The sequence below is a fragment of the Streptomyces sp. NPDC002386 genome (genome assembly GCF_053593175.1).
The window spans coordinates 89,335-107,469 of the sequence record NZ_JBSFBX010000009.1; the positions used below are offsets into that span (position 1 = coordinate 89,335).

Consider the following 18,135-nt stretch of genomic DNA (forward strand, 5'->3'; position numbering starts at 1 on the left):
TCCGCAATCTTTCGAGCGCGGAACGTGTTGACATCTTCGCTGGTCGTCACGGAGCGTAGAGAAGCTATGTCCCTGAGTGACGATCCTGGTGTATCGTCCCGACAGGGGCTGCGCCGCCGAACGTTCGGCGCCGGGGATCGACAGATCGGACTTGTGAGGGGGGCGACGGGCGATGCACGGCCTATGGACGAACGATCCGACGCGGCGGAGCCGCCGGCGGGGACCCTGGCGCACGACCGCGTGCAGACGCGGCCACCACACGAGCCATCACTGCCACCGCAAACCGGCCGGCCGCGGCAGGCTCGCGGCGCACCGGGACACCGGGGAGCCGGGAGCGGCGTGCACCGGGAGGCCCCGGTGAACGCCCCGCCCGCCCTGACGGGCACCCTCGACGGCACGCCGCTGCCTCCGTCGGCGCCGCCGTCCCTCGCGCCCGCCCGCCCGCCGTCCGCCGCCGGCGGGCCGCGGCTGGTGCCCCAGCTCGTCCTCGCCCTGGTGTGCGGGGCCTATGCGATCGGCTCGATGCTCGACTGGGGCTCCGAGCAAGTCGCGCTGTTCATGGGCGACTTCGGGCTGAGCGCCGCGGCCGGCGCCGCCGCGGTCTCCTGCTTCCGCTACGCCCGCGGGCCCCGGATCCGCTTCCGGTCGGCCTGGCTGCTCTTCGCGCTCTCCTCGGCGATGGCGTGCCTCGGCAACGCGGTCTGGGGGTGGTACGAGGTCGTCCTGGACCGGCCCGTCCCCAGCCCCAGCTACGCCGACCTGTTCTTCCTGTGCTTCGCGCCGCCCGCCATCGTGGGCCTGCTGGTCCTCGCCCAGCGGCCGGCGAACCGGGCGGGCTGGATCTGCCTGGCGCTGGACGCCTGGCTGATCGGCGGCTCGCTGCTCACCCTGTCCTGGAGCCTCGCCCTGGCCCAGGCCGCCCGGTTCGACGGGCCGAGCGTGGCGCACACGGCGCTGTCGCTGGCGTACCCGCTGCTGGACATCGCGCTCGTGAGCATGGTGCTCGCGCTGCACTTCCGCCGCTCCCCGGGCAACCGCACGGCGGTCAACACCGCGATCGGCGCGCTCGCCCTGACCGTGATGTGCGACGCGCTGTTCACCTCGCCTCTGCTGCACAGCAGTTACCACTCCGGGCAACTGCTGGACGCGGGCTGGTTCGCCGGTTCACTGCTGCTCGCCTACGCACCCTGGGCCGCGTCCCACCGCCTCGGGGCGGCGGACGGCGAACGGCGCGTGCCCGAGGGGCACTCGCGCGTCGTGCACGAGCACGTGCCGGGGCAGCGCGGCCCCGGCCAGCCTCACGTGCCCCCGCCCCCGCCGGGCGGCGGCGACCACCCGCGGTACCTGCCGGGACGGCCGATCACCGGCTCGCTGGCCGCGCTCACGCCGTACCTGGCCGCCGCCGTGTGCACCCTGGGCATCCTCTACAACGTGCTCAACGGCCGCAGGCCCGACCACGTCGTGCTGATCACCGCGGGCGCCGTCGTGCTGGCGCTCGTCATGCGGCAGGGCATCATGCTGCTGGACAACATCACCCTCACCCAGGAACTGGCGCAGAAGGAGAACCACTTCCGCTCCCTGGTGCAGGGCTCCAGCGACGTCATCATGATCGCCGCGCCCAACGGCATCCTGCGCTATGTCTCCCCGGCCGCCGCCGGGGTCTACGGGCGGCCCGCCGAGGACCTGGTGGGCACCGAACTGGCCGCGCTGATCCACTCGGAGGACCTGGGCTGCGTGGTGCACGAGGTGCGCCGCTTCCTCGCCGCCAGCCCCCTGGACGAACCCACCACCCGCATCGAGTGCCGGTTCCGGTCGGGCGACGGAGGCTGGCTCAACGTCGAGTCCACCGTCAACCGCCACCACGGCGGCCTGATCTTCAACAGCCGGGACGTGACCGAGAGGGTCCGGCTCCAGGCCCAGCTGCAGCACAACGCCGAGCACGACCCGCTCACCGACCTGCCCAACCGCGCGCTGTTCACCCGGCGTGTCCAGCAGGCCCTCTCCGGCCGCCGCGCCACCGACCGGGGCGCCGCCCTGCGCGGCACCGCCGTGCTCTTCATCGACCTGGACGGCTTCAAGGCCGTCAACGACACGATCGGGCACCAGGCCGGGGACGAGCTGCTCGTCCAGGCCGCCCGCAGACTCCAGGACGCGGTCCGGCAGGGGGACACCGCGTCCCGGCTGGGCGGCGACGAGTTCGCCGCCCTGATCGCCGGGGACGGCACCCGGGACCGGGCGGCCCGGGAGCGGAACATCATGGAACTCGCCGACCGCCTCAGGACCACCCTCTCCCAGCCCTACTCCATCGACGGCAACGATGTCCGGGTCAACGCCTCCATCGGCGTCGCCTTCGCCGAGCCGGGACTCGGCGCGGGCGAGCTGCTGCGCAACGCCGACCTCGCGATGTACCGCGCGAAATCGGCCGGCAAGGGCCGCGTCGAGCTGTACCGCCCGCAGATGCAGCAGGACGTCGTCCGCAAGGCGGAGCTGGCCACCCGGCTGCGCGCCGCCCTGCACGACGGCGAGTTCACGCTGCTGCACCAGCCGGTGGTGAGCCTCGGGAACGGCCGGATCACGGCGGTCTCCGCGCAGGCGCGCTGGCGCTCCTCCCAAGGGGTGCTGTTCACCCCGGCCGAGTTCCTGAGAGTGGCCGAGGACGGCGACAAGACCGCGGAGCTGGACCGCTGGATCCTGCGGGAGGCGGTGGACCAGGCCGCGGAGCGGGCCGCCGCCGGACACGTCGTGCCGGTCGCCGTGCGGCTGAGCGCCCGGCGGCTGCTGGACCGCTCGATGCCGCTGGGCACCGTGGAGGCCCTGCTCAACCGGCACGGGCTGCCGCCCGGCGCGCTGGTCCTGGAGCTGACCGACACCGACCACCGGACCTCGCTGGAGGAACTGGAGCGGCGGCTGACCGCGCTCAGCCGGCTCGGCGTACGGATCGCGCTCGACGGCTTCGGCAGCGGCCACGCGGCCATCACCGCCCTCCGGCGGCTGCCCGTGGACATCCTCAAGCTGGACCGCGGGCTGGTCGAGGGGGTCGTGGAGTCGGGGCGGCTGCACAAGATCACCAGCGGGCTGCTCCGGATCGCCTGCGATCTCGGGCTCCAGTCCGTCGCCGAGGGCGTGGATCTGCCGGAACAGGTGACCGTGCTGCGCGCCATGGGCTGCACCCACGGCCAGGGCAGCGCGTTCGCGGGCATGCTGGACGAGTGCCGGCTGCGCCGGGCGCTCGGATCAGGCCATTACCCGGTGCCGCACGCACCCGCCGAACCGGCGTTCGCCGGTGGAGCCGCGGGGGTGTACACCGGAGGAGTGTCCGCCGTCATCGGAGGTGGCAGTGCACTCCGCTCACATAATGAGACGCCCGTCCCACCCACTTGACACGTGGTGCGTGCCGGGGGGAGGGTCAGTGCCATGCGCACCCGAATTCTCGTACTTGGACAGCGCGTCGGCTGAACTGGGACCCACCGGAGGACGATCCGGAATCCCCAGCGACCTACCCGGCGCGCTCCCCTCGCTTGCCTTCCGGCACGAGGGGTTTTTTGTTGCACGAGCGCCTTTCGTGCGGCACCTCGACTCCGCCCAAACCTCGCATAAGACCTCAGCATCGAGAAGAGAAGCCGATGACCGAGCAGGCCACCGGGGCCCATCCGCAGCCCCGGCCCCGATCCGGAGGACATCAGTCCGCCCCCGTCGAGCACGTCACGGGCGCGCAGTCCCTCATCCGCTCCCTCGAGGAGGTCGGCGCGGACACGGTATTCGGCATTCCCGGCGGGGCGATCCTGCCCGCTTACGACCCGCTGATGGACTCCACCCGGGTCCGGCACGTCCTGGTCCGGCACGAGCAGGGCGCCGGCCACGCGGCCACCGGTTATGCGCAGGCCACCGGCAAGGTCGGCGTCTGCATGGCGACCTCGGGCCCGGGCGCGACCAACCTGGTCACCCCGATCGCCGACGCGCACATGGACTCGGTGCCGCTCGTGGCGATCACCGGGCAGGTCGCGTCCAAGGCGATCGGCACCGACGCCTTCCAGGAGGCGGACATCGTCGGCATCACCATGCCGATCACCAAGCACAACTTCCTGGTCACCAAGGCCGAGGACATCCCGCGGACCATCGCGGAGGCCTTCCACATCGCCTCCACCGGCCGCCCCGGCCCGGTCCTGGTGGACATCGCCAAGGACGCCCTCCAGGCGAAGACCACCTTCTCCTGGCCGCCGGTCACGGACCTGCCCGGCTACCGCCCGGTGACCAAGCCGCACGCCAAGCAGATCCGCGAGGCCGCCAAGCTGATCACCACGGCCAGGCGTCCCGTGCTCTACGTCGGCGGCGGCGTCCTCAAGGCGCGGGCCACCGCCGAGCTGAAGGTCCTCGCCGAACTCACCGGAGCGCCCGTCACCACCACCCTGATGGCGCTCGGCGCGTTCCCCGACAGCCACCCGCTGCACGTGGGAATGCCGGGCATGCACGGTGCGGTCACCGCCGTCACCGCGCTGCAGAAGGCCGACCTGATCGTCGCCCTCGGAGCCCGCTTCGACGACCGCGTCACCGGCAAGCTGGACAGCTTCGCCCCGTACGCCAAGATCGTCCACGCCGACATCGACCCCGCCGAGATCGGCAAGAACCGCGCCGCCGACGTGCCGATCGTCGGCGACGCCCGCGAGGTCATCGCCGACCTGGTCCAGGCGGTGCAGAAGGAGCACAGCGAGGGCCACAAGGGTGACTACACCGCCTGGTGGAGCGACCTGAGCCGCTGGCGCGACACCTACCCGCTCGGCTACGACCAGCCCGAGGACGGCTCGCTGTCCCCGCAGGCCGTCATCGAGCGCGTCGGGCAGCTCGCGCCCGAGGGCACGATCTTCGCGGCGGGCGTCGGCCAGCACCAGATGTGGTCCGCGCACTTCATCCAGTACGAACAGCCCGCCACCTGGCTGAACTCCGGCGGCGCCGGAACCATGGGCTACGCGGTCCCGGCCGCGATGGGCGCCAAGGCCGGGCAGCCCGACCGCACGGTGTGGGCGATCGACGGCGACGGCTGCTTCCAGATGACCAATCAGGAGCTGACCACCTGCGCCCTGAACAACATCCCGATCAAGGTCGCCGTCATCAACAACGGCGCCCTCGGGATGGTCCGCCAGTGGCAGACCCTGTTCTACAACCAGCGGTACTCCAACACCGTCCTGCACTCCGGTCCGGAGGACGTCAACCCGGAGGCCAGGGGCACCCGGGTCCCCGACTTCGTGAAGCTGTCGGAGGCGATGGGCTGTTACGCGATCCGCTGCGAGCGCCCGGAGGACTTGGACAAGGTCATCGAGGAGGCGAACTCCATCAACGACCGCCCCGTCGTCGTCGACTTCATCGTCCACGAGGACGCGATGGTGTGGCCGATGGTCGCCGCCGGCACCTCCAACGACGAGATCATGGCCGCCCGGGACGTCCGCCCCGACTTCGGCGACAGCGAAGACGACTGAGCCGGAAGAGCGAAGAGGAAGACCAGACATGTCCAAGCACACGCTCTCCGTCCTGGTGGAGAACACCCCCGGCATCCTCGCCCGGATCGCCGCCCTCTTCTCCCGTCGCGGCTTCAACATCGACTCGCTCGCCGTGGGCGTCACCGAGCACCCCGACATCTCCCGGATCACCATCGTGGTCAGCGTCGAGGAGTTCCCGTTGGAGCAGGTCACCAAGCAGCTCAACAAGCTCGTCAACGTGCTGAAGATCGTGGAGCTGGAGCCCGGACAGGCCGTTCAGCGCGAACTCGTCCTGGTGAAGGTCCGCGCCGACAACGAGACCCGCTCCCAGATCGTGGAGATCGTCCAGCTCTTCCGCGCCAAGACCGTGGACGTCTCCCCGGAGGCCGTGACCATCGAGGCCACCGGGTCCAGCGACAAGCTGTCCGCCATGCTCAAGATGCTGGAGCCGTTCGGCATCAAGGAGCTGGTCCAGTCCGGCACGATCGCGATCGGCCGCGGCGCCCGTTCGATCACGGACCGGTCGCTTCGCGCTCTGGACCGATCCGCGTAAGGCTGGGTACGGGCGGCCGGCGCGCACCGTCCGCCCGTATGCCGAGACCCCGAGACTTCCTTCCCCCTCACCGGCATACGGTGGGAGCAGAAACTGCACACCAAGGAGAGAACCCAAAGTGGCCGAGCTGTTCTACGACGCTGACGCCGACCTGTCCATCATCCAGGGCCGCAAGGTCGCGGTCATCGGCTACGGCAGCCAGGGCCACGCCCACGCGCTGTCGCTGCGCGACTCCGGTGTCGACGTCCGTGTCGGTCTGCACGAGGGCTCCAAGTCCAAGGCCAAGGCCGAGGAGCAGGGCCTGCGCGTGGTGACCCCGGCCGAGGCCGCCGCCGAGGCCGACGTCATCATGGTCCTCGTCCCGGACCCGATCCAGGGCCAGGTCTACGAGGAGTCGATCGCCCCCAACCTGAAGGACGGCGACGCGCTGTTCTTCGGCCACGGCTTCAACATCCGCTTCGGCTTCATCAAGCCCCCGGCCGGCGTCGACGTCTGCATGGTCGCCCCGAAGGGCCCGGGCCACCTGGTCCGCCGCCAGTACGAGGAGGGCCGCGGCGTTCCCTGCATCGCCGCCGTCGAGCAGGACGCCTCCGGCAACGCCTTCGCGCTGGCCCTGTCCTACGCCAAGGGCATCGGCGGCACCCGGGCCGGCGTCATCAAGACGACCTTCACCGAGGAGACCGAGACCGACCTGTTCGGCGAGCAGGCCGTCCTGTGCGGTGGCACCGCCGCGCTGGTGAAGGCGGGCTTCGAGACCCTGACCGAGGCGGGCTACCAGCCCGAGATCGCCTACTTCGAGTGCCTGCACGAGCTGAAGCTGATCGTGGACCTCATGTACGAGGGCGGCCTGGAGAAGATGCGCTGGTCCATCTCCGAGACCGCCGAGTGGGGCGACTACGTCACCGGCCCGCGCATCATCACCGACGCCACCAAGGCCGAGATGAAGAAGGTCCTCGCCGAGATCCAGGACGGCTCCTTCGCCCAGAACTGGATGGACGAGTACCACGGCGGCCTGAAGAAGTACAACGAGTACAAGCAGCAGGACTCCGAGCACCTGCTGGAGACCACCGGCAAGCAGCTCCGCAAGCTGATGAGCTGGGTGAACGAGGAGGCGTAAGCCCCACGTCAGGGGGTCGGGGCACACTGCTCCGGCCCCCTTTGTCCACCCCGTCCAGCCACGGACGGGTGATCCTTCCGCAGAGGCGCAAGACGGCCTCCTGCACGCCACTAGACTGCTGCACAACATACGCGTCAGGCCCACAGCGTCGTGCGTCTTCCGCGGCTAGCCCCCCTCCACCGCCAGCGGCCGTCGGGACGGCCGTCCGCATTGGACTTGTGAGGACTCACGTGAGCTCGAAACCCGTCGTACTCATCGCTGAAGAGCTGTCGCCCGCCACCGTCGACGCGCTTGGCCCGGACTTCGAGATCCGGCACTGCAACGGCGCGGACCGCGCCGAGCTGCTCCCCGCCATCGCCGACGTCGACGCGATCCTGATCCGGTCCGCCACCAAGGTCGACGCGGAGGCCGTCGCCGCCGCGAAGCAGCTCAAGGTCGTCGCGCGAGCCGGCGTCGGCCTGGACAACGTCGACGTCTCCGCCTCCACCAAGGCCGGCGTGATGGTCGTCAACGCCCCGACCTCGAACATCGTGACCGCCGCCGAGCTCGCCTGCGGTCTGCTCCTCGCCACCGCCCGCAACATCCCGCAGGCCAACGCCGCGCTGAAGAACGGCGAGTGGAAGCGCAGCAAGTACACCGGTGTCGAGCTGGCCGAGAAGACCCTCGGTGTCGTGGGCCTGGGCCGCATCGGCGCCCTCGTCGCCCAGCGCATGTCCGCCTTCGGCATGAAGGTCGTCGCCTACGACCCCTACGTGCAGCCCGCGCGGGCCGCGCAGATGGGCGTCAAGGTGCTCTCCCTCGACGAGCTGCTCGAGGTCTCCGACTTCATCACCGTCCACCTGCCGAAGACCCCCGAGACCCTCGGTCTGATCGGCGACGAGGCGCTGCGCAAGGTCAAGCCCAGCGTGCGCATCGTCAACGCGGCCCGCGGCGGCATCGTCGACGAGGCGGCGCTGTACGCGGCGCTGAAGGAGGGCCGGGTGGCCGGCGCCGGTCTCGACGTGTACGCGAAGGAGCCCTGCACGGACTCCCCGCTGTTCGAGCTGGACCAGGTCGTCTGCACCCCGCACCTCGGCGCGTCCACGGACGAGGCCCAGGAGAAGGCCGGCATCGCCGTCGCGCGGTCGGTGCGCCTGGCGCTCGCCGGCGAGCTGGTGCCGGACGCGGTGAACGTGCAGGGCGGTGTCATCGCGGAGGACGTCAAGCCGGGTCTGCCGCTCGCCGAGCGCCTCGGCCGCATCTTCACCGCCCTCGCGGGCGAGGTCGCGGTCCGTCTCGACGTCGAGGTCTACGGCGAGATCACCCAGCACGACGTGAAGGTGCTCGAGCTCTCCGCGCTCAAGGGCGTCTTCGAGGACGTCGTCGACGAGACCGTGTCGTACGTCAACGCCCCGCTGTTCGCGCAGGAGCGCGGTGTCGAGGTGCGCCTGACGACCAGCTCCGAGTCCGCCGAGCACCGCAACGTGGTGACCGTGCGCGGCACGCTGGCGGGCGGCGAGGAGGTGTCGGTCTCCGGCACGCTGGCCGGCCCGAAGCACCTGCAGAAGATCGTCGCGGTCGGCGACTACGACGTCGACCTCGCCCTCGCCGACCACATGGTCGTCCTGCGCTACGAGGACCGTCCGGGTGTCGTCGGCACCGTCGGCCGCATCCTCGGCGAGGCCGGCCTCAACATCGCCGGTATGCAGGTCGCCCGCGCGGCGGCGGGCGGGGAGGCCCTGGCCGTCCTGACCGTCGACGACACGGTGGCCGCCGGCGTGCTGGCCGAGGTCGCGGAGGAGATCGGGGCGACCTCCGCCCGCTCGGTGAACCTGGTCTGACCCGACCGACCACCGGGAAGCGCCGGACGGGTCCAGGACCCGTCCGGCGCTTCCTCGTGTCCGGCCACGTCTCAGGCCGCTGTCTCCATCCCGGCCGTGGCTGCCGGAGCGTGCCGCGCCCCGGTCCCGCGCAGTGTCACCGCCGCCGCGGCGGCCGCGACGACCAGCACCGCCGCCCCCGCGATCGCCGCCCCGTGCATCCCGGTCGTGAACTCCTCCCGGGCCGCGGCCGCCAGGGCGTCGCCCGAGCGCTCCGGCAGCCGTCCGGCGACCGCGAGCGCGCCGCCCAGGGTCTCGTGCGCCTCGGCCGGGGCCGAGGCCGGCATCCCGTGGCGGAACAGGGCCGTACCGATGGAGCCGAGGGCCGCCATGCCCAGCGCGCCGCCGAACTCCTGGCCGGTCTCCAGCAGAGCCGAGGCCGTGCCCGCCTGCTCCACCGGGGCCGTGCCCATCGCCAGGTCCGTCATCTGGGACATCACCATGACGATGCCGGACGCGAGGACCCCGCAGGCGGCGAGGACGATCCAGAGCGAGTCCGTGCCGGTCAGGGCCAGCATGCCGAAGCCGACCGCCGCGACGGCGAAGCCGGCGGTGACCACGTAGGCGCGGTCGACGCCCCGCTGGACCAGGGCGGTCGCGGCCGGGGCCGCCAGGCCGATCGGCACCGACGGCAGCAGCGACCACAGGGCCGCCTCCATCGCGCTCTTGTCCAGCACCGACTGCAGGTACTGCGTGGTGAAGAAGGCCGAACCGATCATCGCCAGCGCGGAGACGAGGTTCAGCAGGACGGCGGGGGCGAAGCCGCGGCCGCGGAAGAGGGCCGGCGGGATCATCGGTGAGGCCGCGGTGCGCTGCCGGTGGACGAACAGCGCCGCGAAGAGCAGGCCCACGGTGACCGGGACGACGTACCGCGGGTGCCAGCCCTCCGACGGGATCTCCTTGAGGCCGTAGATCACGGGGAGCACCGCGGCCATCGACAGCGGCACGCTCAGCAGGTCGAAGCGGCCGGGTTCCGGGTTCCTCGACTCGGGCAGCAGCACCGGGCCGAGGAGCAGCAGCAGTGCCATCGCCGGCAGGTTGACCAGGAAGACCGAGCCCCACCAGAAGTACTGGACCAGGACACCGCTGAGCACCGAACCGAGCGCGATACCGCCGGTCATGACGCCCGACCAGATGCCGATCGCCTTCGCGCGCTGCGCGGGGTCGGTGAACATCGTGCGGAGCAGCGCCATGGTCGACGGCATCAGGGTCGCGCCGCCGATGCCGAGGACGGCGCGGGCCGCGATCAGGGTCTCGGCGCTGTCGGCGTATGCCGCCACCAGGGACGCGGCGCCGAACGCGGCCGCGCCGATCAGCAGCAGCCGGCGCCTGCCGATGCGGTCGCCCAGCGAGCCCATCGTCATCAGCAGGCCCGCCAGGACGAAGGCGTAGATGTCGAAGATCCACAGCTGCTGGGTGCCGGTCGGCTCCAGGTCCGCGCTGATCGCCGGGATGGCGAAGTACAGGACGGAGACGTCCATCGAGACCAGCAGCAGCGGAAGCATCAGCACGCAGAGCGCGGTCCATTCGCGGCGGCCCGCGCGGCCGCCGGGGGAGTCGGTGCTCGTCGAGTTCGTCATGACGGTGACTGTACGGGCGTATTAAACGCGTGTCTAGAACGCTTGTATAGGTCATGCGTCTAGGACGGCCGTATGGATCCGGCGCTAGGCTGGACCGCATGGGACACCGTGAGGATCTGCTCGAAGGCGCCAAGAGCTGCCTGCTGGAGAAGGGCTTCGCGCGCACCACCGCGCGCGACATCGTCAAGGCCTCGGGGACCAACCTGGCCTCGATCGGCTACCACTACGGTTCGAAGGACGCCCTGCTGGCCAAGGCGTACGTCGCGCTGGTGGAGGGGCTGTCCGACGCCTTCGACGGAGGGGGCGCCGTGGAGCCGGAGGGTGCGCCCGGTTCCCTGGAGCGCTTCCGGTGGGTGTGGTCGAACGTCGTGGACACGATGCGCGCGCCCGGCTCGATGTGGCGCCTCAGTATGGAGATCGTGGTCATGGGCGACCAGCTCCCCGAGGTCCGCGACCATCTGGCGCTCGCGCAGCGCGAGGCCGGCCGCGGTCTCATCCCGATGCTCATGGGCGGCCGGGAGGAGGACGTCCCGGACGAGACCGCTGACACTCTCGGCAGGTTCTACGTGACCCTGATGACCGGTCTCATCGCCCAGTGGACCTTCGACCCGAAGACCGCTCCCGACGGGGACGCGCTGGCCGAGGGCCTGCGCATGGTCATCGAGGCCGCGAACCGCTGACCGTCCGGCCCGGCGGCTCAGGCCAGCCGCGCCCGCTTCAGCGCCATGTGCAGCAGCAGCCGGTCCTCGCCGTCGTCCAGGTCGAGGCCGGTGAGCTGCTCGACGCGGGAGAGGCGGTAGTAGAGGGTCTGCCGGTGGACACCCAGCTCGGCCGCCGTGCGGCCGGCCTGCCCCGCGCAGTCGAGGTAGACCTCCGCGGTGCGGGCCAGCTCCCGGTGGGCCGGGGTCAGAAGCGGGCCGACCGCGGGGTCGTGGGCGGCCTGCGGCGGCAGCGCGGTCAGCAGCCGGTACGGGCCGACGCGCCCCCACTCCGCGACCGGCCCGAACCGCGGCTCGGCCAGCGCCGCCCGCGCCGCGGCGGACGCCTCCTGCCAGACCTCGCCCAGCTCGGCCAGCCCGAGCCGGGGCTCACCGACCCCCGCGGCCGCCGCGTCCCCGGGCCGGTGCGCGCCGCGCGCCCCTGCCGACTCCTTCAGCACCCGGGACGCGGCCGTCAGGGCCGGTGCCGCCACGTCCGCCGAGCGGAGCCGCACCAGCACCGCCAGGCTCTGCTCCGTGGCCCCCCAGGGGACGGTGCACAGCGCCGTCGCGTGCGGGACCGTGCGGACGGACGGCGCGTCGTCCGGGTCGGCCGACGGCCAGGGGGCGACGCAGACCAGCGTGTGCGGAGCGTCGGCGCGCGTCCCCAGCGCGGTGCGCAGTTCGGCCACCGCCATGTCCTGCTGCCAGCCGCGTTCCGCGGTCAGCACCGCCCGCAGCTCCCGGCCCAGCCCCGCCCCCGCCCGCTGCTCGTCCGCGAGCAGGGCGCCGATCCGGCCGGTCACCTGCATGGCGGCGCCCAGTTGGGCCTCCGTCGGACCGGGGTCGTCGTCCAGCAGCCAGACGTAGCCGAGGACCACCCCCCGGTGGCGCACCGGCAGGCAGATGCGTCCGCGGTAGACGCCGGCCTCCGGGGTCGGCGGGATGCGGACCGGTCCGGTCGCCCGGGTGATGCCGAAGCCCTCGAACCACTCCCGCACCGTCGCGGTGGAACGCCGGGTCAGGATCGAGCGGGTGCGCACCGGGTCCAGGGCCGACGGGTCCAGGTCGCCCTCGCTGTCGTACGCCCCGAAGGCGATCAGCTCGAAGTCGCGGTTCTCCAGGGTCGCGGGAACGCCCAGCAGCTCCGAGATCTCGTCCACGAGCTCCTGGTAGTCAGCCCTGTACTCCGACGCCACCCCCGTATTCTCGCGCACTTCCGGGTCCGCTTCATACATCTGTCTGAGATACCGGGCACGGATGCGTGACAGCTGTCGATGGCAGACGATCGGAGTGATCCGTAAGTTTCACGGTGGTTCTCCGTGCCGTACCCGAATCGTCGGACGTCGGCCGTATTTGGTGCTTTTGTAGTGGAGGTGCCCCGTGCTGGGTCCCGTGATTCTCGCCGCGTCGCGCAGCGACCGGATGCGACGCCTGATCTCGGCGGCTCCGGTGACCAAGCAGGTCGTGGACCGCTTCATCCCCGGCGAGACCGTGACCGACATCGTCCCGATCATCAGGGATCTGACGGCCAAGGGCCTGGAGCTGACGATGGACGTCGTCGGCGAGGACATCACCACCCCCGAGCAGGCCTCCGCCGCCCGGGACGCCTACCTGGAGCTGATCGGCCGGCTCGAGGAGCTGGGGCTGGGCGAGAAGGTCGAGATGTCCGTCAAGCTCTCCATGTTCGGACAGGCCCTCCCGTCGCCCGCCACCGCCCTGAACGATGGGCCCTCCGGGCCCGCCCCCGCATTCCAGGGCGGCCACGAGCTGGCCCTCGCCAATGTCCGCCCGGTGGTCGAGGCCGCCGCGGCCATCGGCACCACCGTCACGCTCGACGCCGAGGACCACACCACCCTGGACTCGATGTTCGCCATCCACGAGGAGCTGCGGAAGGACTTCCCGCAGACCGGCTGCGTCATCCAGGCCTACCTCTTCCGCACCGAGGCCGACGCCCGCCGCCTCGCGGAGGCCGGCAGCCGGGTGCGCCTGGTGAAGGGCGCCTACAAGGAGCCGGCCGAGGTCGCGTACCAGCAGAAGCACGAGATCGACAAGGCGTACGTCCGTATCCTGAGGACGCTGATGGAGGGCGAGGGCTACCCGATGATCGGGTCCCACGACCCGCGCCTGATCTCCATAGCCCAGGAGCTGGCCCACCAGGCCGGCCGCAAGCTGGACGAGTACGAGTTCCAGATGCTGTACGGCATCCGCGGCGACGAGCACCTGCGGCTGGCCGCCGAGGGCCACCGCATGCGCGTCTACACCGCCTACGGCACCGACTGGTACGGCTACTTCATGCGCCGTCTCGCGGAGAAGCCGGCGAACCTGCGCTTCTTCCTGCGCAGCATGGTCAGCAAGGGCTGAGCCCGAACACCCGCTCAACGTACAAGGAGTCAAGGATCCTATGGACGCTGTGACCCAGGTCCCCACCCCGGTCAACGAGCCGGTGCACGGCTACGCCCCCGGCTCGCCCGAGCGCTCCCGCCTGGAGGCGAAGCTCAAGGAGCTGGCCGAGAACCCGATCGAGCTGCCGATGACCATCGGCGGCGAGAAGCGCCTCGGCGGCGGCGAGCCCTTCCAGGTCGTCCAGCCGCACAACCACAAGGCCGTCATCGGCACCGGCCGGCACGCGACCCAGCAGGACGCCCGGGACGCCGTCGACGCGGCCCTGGCCGCCGCGCCGGCCTGGCGCGCCATGTCCTTCGACGACCGCGCCGCGATCATCCTGCGCGCCGCCGAGCTGCTGTCCGGCCCCTGGCGCGAGACGCTGGCCGCCTCCACCATGCTCGGCCAGTCGAAGACCGCCCAGCAGGCCGAGATCGACACCCCGTGCGAGCTCGTCGACTTCTGGCGCTTCAACGTCCACTACGCCCGCCAGATCCTCGCCGAGCAGCCGCCGGCGAACTCCCCGGGCGTGTGGAACCGCATGGACCACCGCCCGCTGGAGGGCTTCGTCTACGCGATCACGCCCTTCAACTTCACGGCGATCGCGGGCAACCTGCCCACCGCCCCGGCGCTCATGGGCAACGTCGTCGTGTGGAAGCCGTCCCCGACGCAGACCCACGCCGCCGTGCTGCTGATGCAGCTCCTGGAGGAGGCGGGCCTGCCCAAGGGCGTCATCAACCTCGTCACCGGCGACGGCATCGAGGTCTCCAAGGTCGCCCTCGAGCACCGCGACCTGGCCGGTATCCACTTCACCGGCTCGACCAAGACCTTCCAGTACCTGTGGAAGACGGTCGGCAACAACATCGAGAAGTACCGCTCCTACCCGCGTCTGGTCGGCGAGACCGGCGGCAAGGACTTCGTCGTCGCCCACCCGTCGGCGGACCGCGCGGTCCTCAAGACCGCCCTGACCCGCGGTTCCTTCGAGTACCAGGGCCAGAAGTGCTCGGCGAGCTCCCGCGCCTACATCCCGGCCTCCATCTGGAACTCCGGTTTCAAGGAGGAGTTCGCGGCCGAGGTCGACCACCTGACCATGGGTGACGTCACCGACCTGTCGAACTTCATCGGCGCCGTCATCGACGAGCGGTCCTTCGCCAAGAACAAGGCGGCCATCGACCGCGCCAAGGCTGACCCGACCTGCACGATCGTCGCGGGCGGTACGTACGACGACTCCGTCGGCTACTTCGTGCGCCCGACCGTCGTCGAGTGCACGGACCCGGAGAACGAGGTCTTCACGACCGAGTACTTCGGCCCCTTCCTCGCCGTGCACGTCTACGAGGACGACAAGTACGACGAGATGCTGACCCAGATGGAGTCGGCGTCCGACTACGCCCTCACCGGCGCCGTCATCTCCGGCGACCGCGCGGCGGCCGCTTACACGATGGACAAGCTCCGCTACGCGGCGGGCAACTTCTACATCAACGACAAGTCGACCGGCGCCGTGGTCGGCCAGCAGCCCTTCGGCGGCGGCCGCGCCTCCGGCACCAACGACAAGGCCGGCGCCCCGCAGAACCTGATGCGCTGGACCCTGACCCGCGCCATCAAGGAGACCCTGGTCCCGCCGACCGACTACTCCTACCCGCACATGGGCTGACCTCCGCCCGACCCGTGAACTCGGGCCGGGAAGCCTGACCCCCGAGCAGGCTTCCCGGCCCGTTGCCAATTCCGGCTCTGTCACCATGTGTTCATGACGGTGACGGCGGACGACGGGGCACGGCTGTGGGCGGAGCGGTCGGACGGCGAGGGTGATCCGCTGGTGCTGTGCCACGGCGGACCGGGCCTGTGGGACATGTTCGGCGACCTGGCCGCGCTGCTCGCGGACGTCACCCCCGTGATCCGCTGGGACCAGCGTGGCTGCGGCCGCTCGGAGCGCGCCGACGGCCCCTGGACCACCGCGCGCCTCGTCGCCGACCTGGACGCCGTACGACGCCACTTCGGCCTGGAGCGGATGATGCTGCTCGGCCACTCCTGGGGCGCTCAGCTCGGCCTGGGCTACGCACTGGCCCACCCGGACCGGGTGAGCGCCCTGGTCTACGTCTCCGGCACCGGCATCGGCCCGGACGCCGACTGGCACCCCGGGTACAAGGAGAACTTCCTCGCCCGCCTCGCCGACCACCCCGAACGCCTGGCCCGCTGGCGGGAGTTGTCCGGCATCGCGACGCGCACGCCGAACGAGGAGCGGGAACGGGCCGTGCTGCACTGGTCCGTGGAGTTCGAGGACCGGGACCGGGCCCTGGAGCCGGCCGGGCGCATGGCCGAGCCGTGGTTCGGGATCAACTCCGAGTGTGCCGGCGCCCTCAACGAGGAACGGCGGCGCACCTGGGGCACCCCAGCGCTGCGCTCCGCCTGCCGGGCCCTCGAGGTGCCGGTGCTGATCGTCGACGGCGCCCACGACATCCGCCCCCGTACGGCCGTCGACTCCCTCGCCGCGGCGCTGCCGCACGTCCGCCGGGTCACGCTCCCCGGCGCCGGGCACATGCCGTGGGTGGACGATCCCGGGGGCTTTCGCGAACTGCTCAGCCGGTGGGCAGGTGACGGCCGAGGAAGTCCCGCATGAGCGCGGCGATCGCGTCGGCGTGCGTCTCCAGGGCGAAGTGCCCGGCGGGCAGCAGGTGCACCTCGGCCTCCGGGAGGTCCCGCTGGAAGGCGAGCGCGCCGGCCGGCACGAAGATCTCGTCGTGTCCGCCCCAGACCGCGAGCAGCGGGACCCGGCTCACGCGGAAGTACTCGTGGAAGGCCGGGTAGAGCGCGAGGTTGGCGCCGTAGTCGGAGATCAGGTCGAGCTGGATCTCCGACTGGCCGGGGCGGGCCAGCAGCGCCGTGTCGTGCTCGTAGGCGTCCGGGCTGACCAGTGAGGGGTCCGGAACCCCGTGCAGGTACTGCCACTTGACGCCGTCGGGGGAGTAGATCTCCCGCACCGGCGCCTCCGTCTGCGGTGTCCGCTTCTCGATCAGGGCCAGCACGGGCGCCCAGGCCTCCGCGCCCAGCCCCTCCTCGTAGGCGTTGCCGTTCTGCGTGACGATCGCGGTCACCCGGCCGGGGTGTGCGAGGGCCAGGCGCAGGCCTATCGGTGCGCCGTAGTCCTGGATGTAGAGGGCGTACCGCTCCAGCCCCAGCCGCTGGGTGAACTCGTCGGTGACGGAGGCGAGTTCGTCGAAGGTGTAGGAGAACTCCGCCGGACCGGGCACCGCCGACCGGCCGAAGCCGATGTGGTCGGGGGCGATCACCCGGTACCGGTCGGCGAGCAGCGGGATCAGGTCGCGGAACATGTGCGAGCTGCTCGGGAAGCCGTGCAGGAGCAGCAGCGCCGGGGCGTCGGAGGGTCCCGCCTCGCGGTAGTACACCTCGAGGCCGCGGACGGTGACGGTGCGGTGGTGGACCTGGTGAGTGGGCATGGGGGGCAGTCCAGCACGCCTTCCCCTAACCAGTCAACATGTTTTTAAAGGTTAGATGGATACTGGGGGCATGACCCTCCGTCTGCGCACCGCCCACACGTCCGACCTCGATCCGGCCGAACGCCGTTCCGCCAGAGCGCTGTTGGACGACGCCTTCGACGGCGACTTCAGTGACGAGGACTGGGACCACGGCCTCGGCGGCGTCCACGCCCTCGTGCACGACGGTGCCGGGCTCGCCGCGCACGGCTCCGTCGTGATGCGCAGGACGCGGCATCAGGGGCACTGGCTGCGCACCGGATACGTGGAGGCCGTCGCGGTGCGGGCCGATGTGCGGCGGGCGGGGCTGGGGGGCCGGGTGATGGCGGCTCTCGAGCGCGTCGTCGACCGGGCCTACGACCTCGGCGCGCTCTGCGCGAGCGAGGACGGCGCCCCGCTGTACGCGGCCCGCGGCTGGCTGCGGTGGAGCGGGCGCGTGTGCGCCCTCTCGCCGTCCGGGATCGTCCGCCTGCCGGAGGAGGAAGGGAGCATCCACCTCTGGCCGGTCCCGTCCGGGCGGCCGCTCGACCCGGGGCACGAGCTGGTCTTCGACTGGCGTGACGGAGACGTGGTCTGACGGCATGTCGCCGGCCGTCGGCCCAGGGCGGTGAAATCGGTTTTCTCCGGCGGCCGAGAACGTCGCCCGCTCCGAGGGCGAGTGCCCATTGTTGGCATTCCGGATATGAGCCGAGTGGGCGGTCCGCATTTGTCGATGCCGGCTGAAATCGGTCGGCGATTTCCCGCATCCTGAAAGTCGCTTGACCCGTAAGGGTGTTCGCGTAGGCTGCGTCTGCCCTGCTGGAAACGCCGAGTTGGAACGACTTACGCGGATACGTCAACGATTCCCGGAATGCCGACCGGTGTCGGGGATTCGGTCTCGTCGCGCACCGGAATGGCTCCATTGATCGACGCGTCCGGCATGGCCCCGCGGTGCCGTTTTCCGGCAATCAGTCCAAGAGGAATACAAGCGGGCCACTGCACGGC

13 protein-coding genes are annotated in these 18,135 nt (G+C 71.2%); 10 read left to right on the forward strand and 3 right to left on the reverse strand.

Annotated features, from left to right (window positions below; all coding sequences use genetic code 11):
* Positions 1-357 precede the first annotated feature (357 nt).
* The 5 genes from ACWCPN_RS19460 (at position 358) to serA (ending at position 8,961) form a co-directional block, all read left to right on the forward strand.
* A complete protein-coding gene (locus tag ACWCPN_RS19460) occupies positions 358-3,381 on the forward strand; it encodes a putative bifunctional diguanylate cyclase/phosphodiesterase (protein WP_451207587.1) in 3,024 nt (1,007 codons plus the stop codon).
* 242 nt (positions 3,382-3,623) lie between these two features.
* A complete protein-coding gene (locus tag ACWCPN_RS19465; protein WP_451207590.1) occupies positions 3,624-5,471 on the forward strand; it encodes an acetolactate synthase large subunit in 1,848 nt (615 codons plus the stop codon).
* Positions 5,472-5,499: 28 nt separating this feature from the next.
* Positions 5,500-6,024, forward strand: a complete 525-nt coding sequence (gene ilvN, locus ACWCPN_RS19470) for an acetolactate synthase small subunit (protein WP_030216544.1) — start codon at positions 5,500-5,502, stop codon at positions 6,022-6,024.
* A 118-nt stretch (positions 6,025-6,142) separates the two neighbouring features.
* A complete protein-coding gene (gene ilvC / locus ACWCPN_RS19475; RefSeq protein WP_451207593.1) occupies positions 6,143-7,141 on the forward strand; it encodes a ketol-acid reductoisomerase in 999 nt (332 codons plus the stop codon).
* Positions 7,142-7,371: 230 nt separating this feature from the next.
* The gene (gene serA, locus ACWCPN_RS19480) at positions 7,372-8,961 is read left to right on the forward strand and encodes a phosphoglycerate dehydrogenase (protein WP_351664469.1); all 1,590 of its coding nucleotides are present in this window, start codon (positions 7,372-7,374) and stop codon (positions 8,959-8,961) included.
* A gap of 71 nt (positions 8,962-9,032) precedes the next feature.
* Here serA and ACWCPN_RS19485 read toward each other — a convergent pair whose 3' ends face one another.
* Complete coding sequence (locus ACWCPN_RS19485; RefSeq protein ID WP_451207596.1) at positions 9,033-10,580, reverse strand: MFS transporter; 1,548 nt, start codon at positions 10,578-10,580, stop codon at positions 9,033-9,035.
* A 98-nt stretch (positions 10,581-10,678) separates the two neighbouring features.
* On the opposite strand from ACWCPN_RS19485, the gene ACWCPN_RS19490 reads away from it, so the two are divergent.
* Entirely contained in the window at positions 10,679-11,260 is a 582-nt protein-coding gene (locus ACWCPN_RS19490; protein WP_199212125.1) for a TetR/AcrR family transcriptional regulator, read from the forward strand.
* Positions 11,261-11,277: 17 nt separating this feature from the next.
* Here the strand turns inward: ACWCPN_RS19490 and ACWCPN_RS19495 are convergent, their stop codons facing one another.
* Positions 11,278-12,516 carry a PucR family transcriptional regulator gene (locus tag ACWCPN_RS19495; RefSeq protein WP_451207599.1) on the reverse strand — a complete coding sequence of 413 codons (1,239 nt, stop codon included), beginning with the start codon at positions 12,514-12,516 and terminating at the stop codon, positions 11,278-11,280.
* Positions 12,517-12,661: 145 nt separating this feature from the next.
* Between ACWCPN_RS19495 and ACWCPN_RS19500 the strand changes: the two genes are divergently transcribed.
* From ACWCPN_RS19500 to ACWCPN_RS19510, 3 genes are all read left to right on the forward strand, one after another.
* On the forward strand, positions 12,662-13,642 hold the full coding sequence (locus ACWCPN_RS19500) for a proline dehydrogenase family protein (protein WP_451207602.1): 981 nt from the start codon (positions 12,662-12,664) through the stop codon (positions 13,640-13,642).
* Positions 13,643-13,682: 40 nt separating this feature from the next.
* Positions 13,683-15,314 (forward strand): L-glutamate gamma-semialdehyde dehydrogenase, encoded by a 1,632-nt coding sequence (gene pruA, locus ACWCPN_RS19505; protein WP_451207605.1) that lies wholly within the window; start codon positions 13,683-13,685, stop codon positions 15,312-15,314.
* A gap of 93 nt (positions 15,315-15,407) precedes the next feature.
* A complete protein-coding gene (locus ACWCPN_RS19510; protein ID WP_451207609.1) occupies positions 15,408-16,277 on the forward strand; it encodes an alpha/beta fold hydrolase in 870 nt (289 codons plus the stop codon).
* On the opposite strand, the gene ACWCPN_RS19515 is transcribed toward ACWCPN_RS19510, so the two are convergent.
* A complete protein-coding gene (locus tag ACWCPN_RS19515) occupies positions 16,237-17,115 on the reverse strand; it encodes an alpha/beta fold hydrolase (RefSeq protein ID WP_451207612.1) in 879 nt (292 codons plus the stop codon). The genes ACWCPN_RS19510 and ACWCPN_RS19515 overlap by 41 nt on opposite strands.
* A gap of 55 nt (positions 17,116-17,170) precedes the next feature.
* On the opposite strand from ACWCPN_RS19515, the gene ACWCPN_RS19520 reads away from it, so the two are divergent.
* Positions 17,171-17,728: a GNAT family N-acetyltransferase gene (locus tag ACWCPN_RS19520; RefSeq protein WP_451207615.1), complete on the forward strand. Its 558-nt coding sequence runs from the start codon at positions 17,171-17,173 to the stop codon at positions 17,726-17,728.
* Positions 17,729-18,135 lie beyond the last annotated feature (407 nt).

What these genes read in the sequence shown, in the direction of transcription:
- ACWCPN_RS19465 (WP_451207590.1), top strand. Translation starts at nt 3,624, where the DNA reads ATGACCGAGCAGGCCACCGGGGCCCATCCGCAGCCCCGGCCCCGATCC.
- ilvN (WP_030216544.1), top strand. Translation starts at nt 5,500, where the DNA reads ATGTCCAAGCACACGCTCTCCGTCCTGGTGGAGAACACCCCCGGCATC.
- ACWCPN_RS19485 (WP_451207596.1), bottom strand. Translation starts at nt 10,580, where the DNA reads ATGACGAACTCGACGAGCACCGACTCCCCCGGCGGCCGCGCGGGCCGC.
- ACWCPN_RS19490 (WP_199212125.1), top strand. Translation starts at nt 10,679, where the DNA reads ATGGGACACCGTGAGGATCTGCTCGAAGGCGCCAAGAGCTGCCTGCTG.
- ACWCPN_RS19495 (WP_451207599.1), bottom strand. Translation starts at nt 12,516, where the DNA reads ATGTATGAAGCGGACCCGGAAGTGCGCGAGAATACGGGGGTGGCGTCG.
- pruA (WP_451207605.1), top strand. Translation starts at nt 13,683, where the DNA reads ATGGACGCTGTGACCCAGGTCCCCACCCCGGTCAACGAGCCGGTGCAC.
- ACWCPN_RS19510 (WP_451207609.1), top strand. Translation starts at nt 15,408, where the DNA reads ATGACGGTGACGGCGGACGACGGGGCACGGCTGTGGGCGGAGCGGTCG.
- ACWCPN_RS19515 (WP_451207612.1), bottom strand. Translation starts at nt 17,115, where the DNA reads ATGCCCACTCACCAGGTCCACCACCGCACCGTCACCGTCCGCGGCCTC.
- ACWCPN_RS19520 (WP_451207615.1), top strand. Translation starts at nt 17,171, where the DNA reads ATGGATACTGGGGGCATGACCCTCCGTCTGCGCACCGCCCACACGTCC.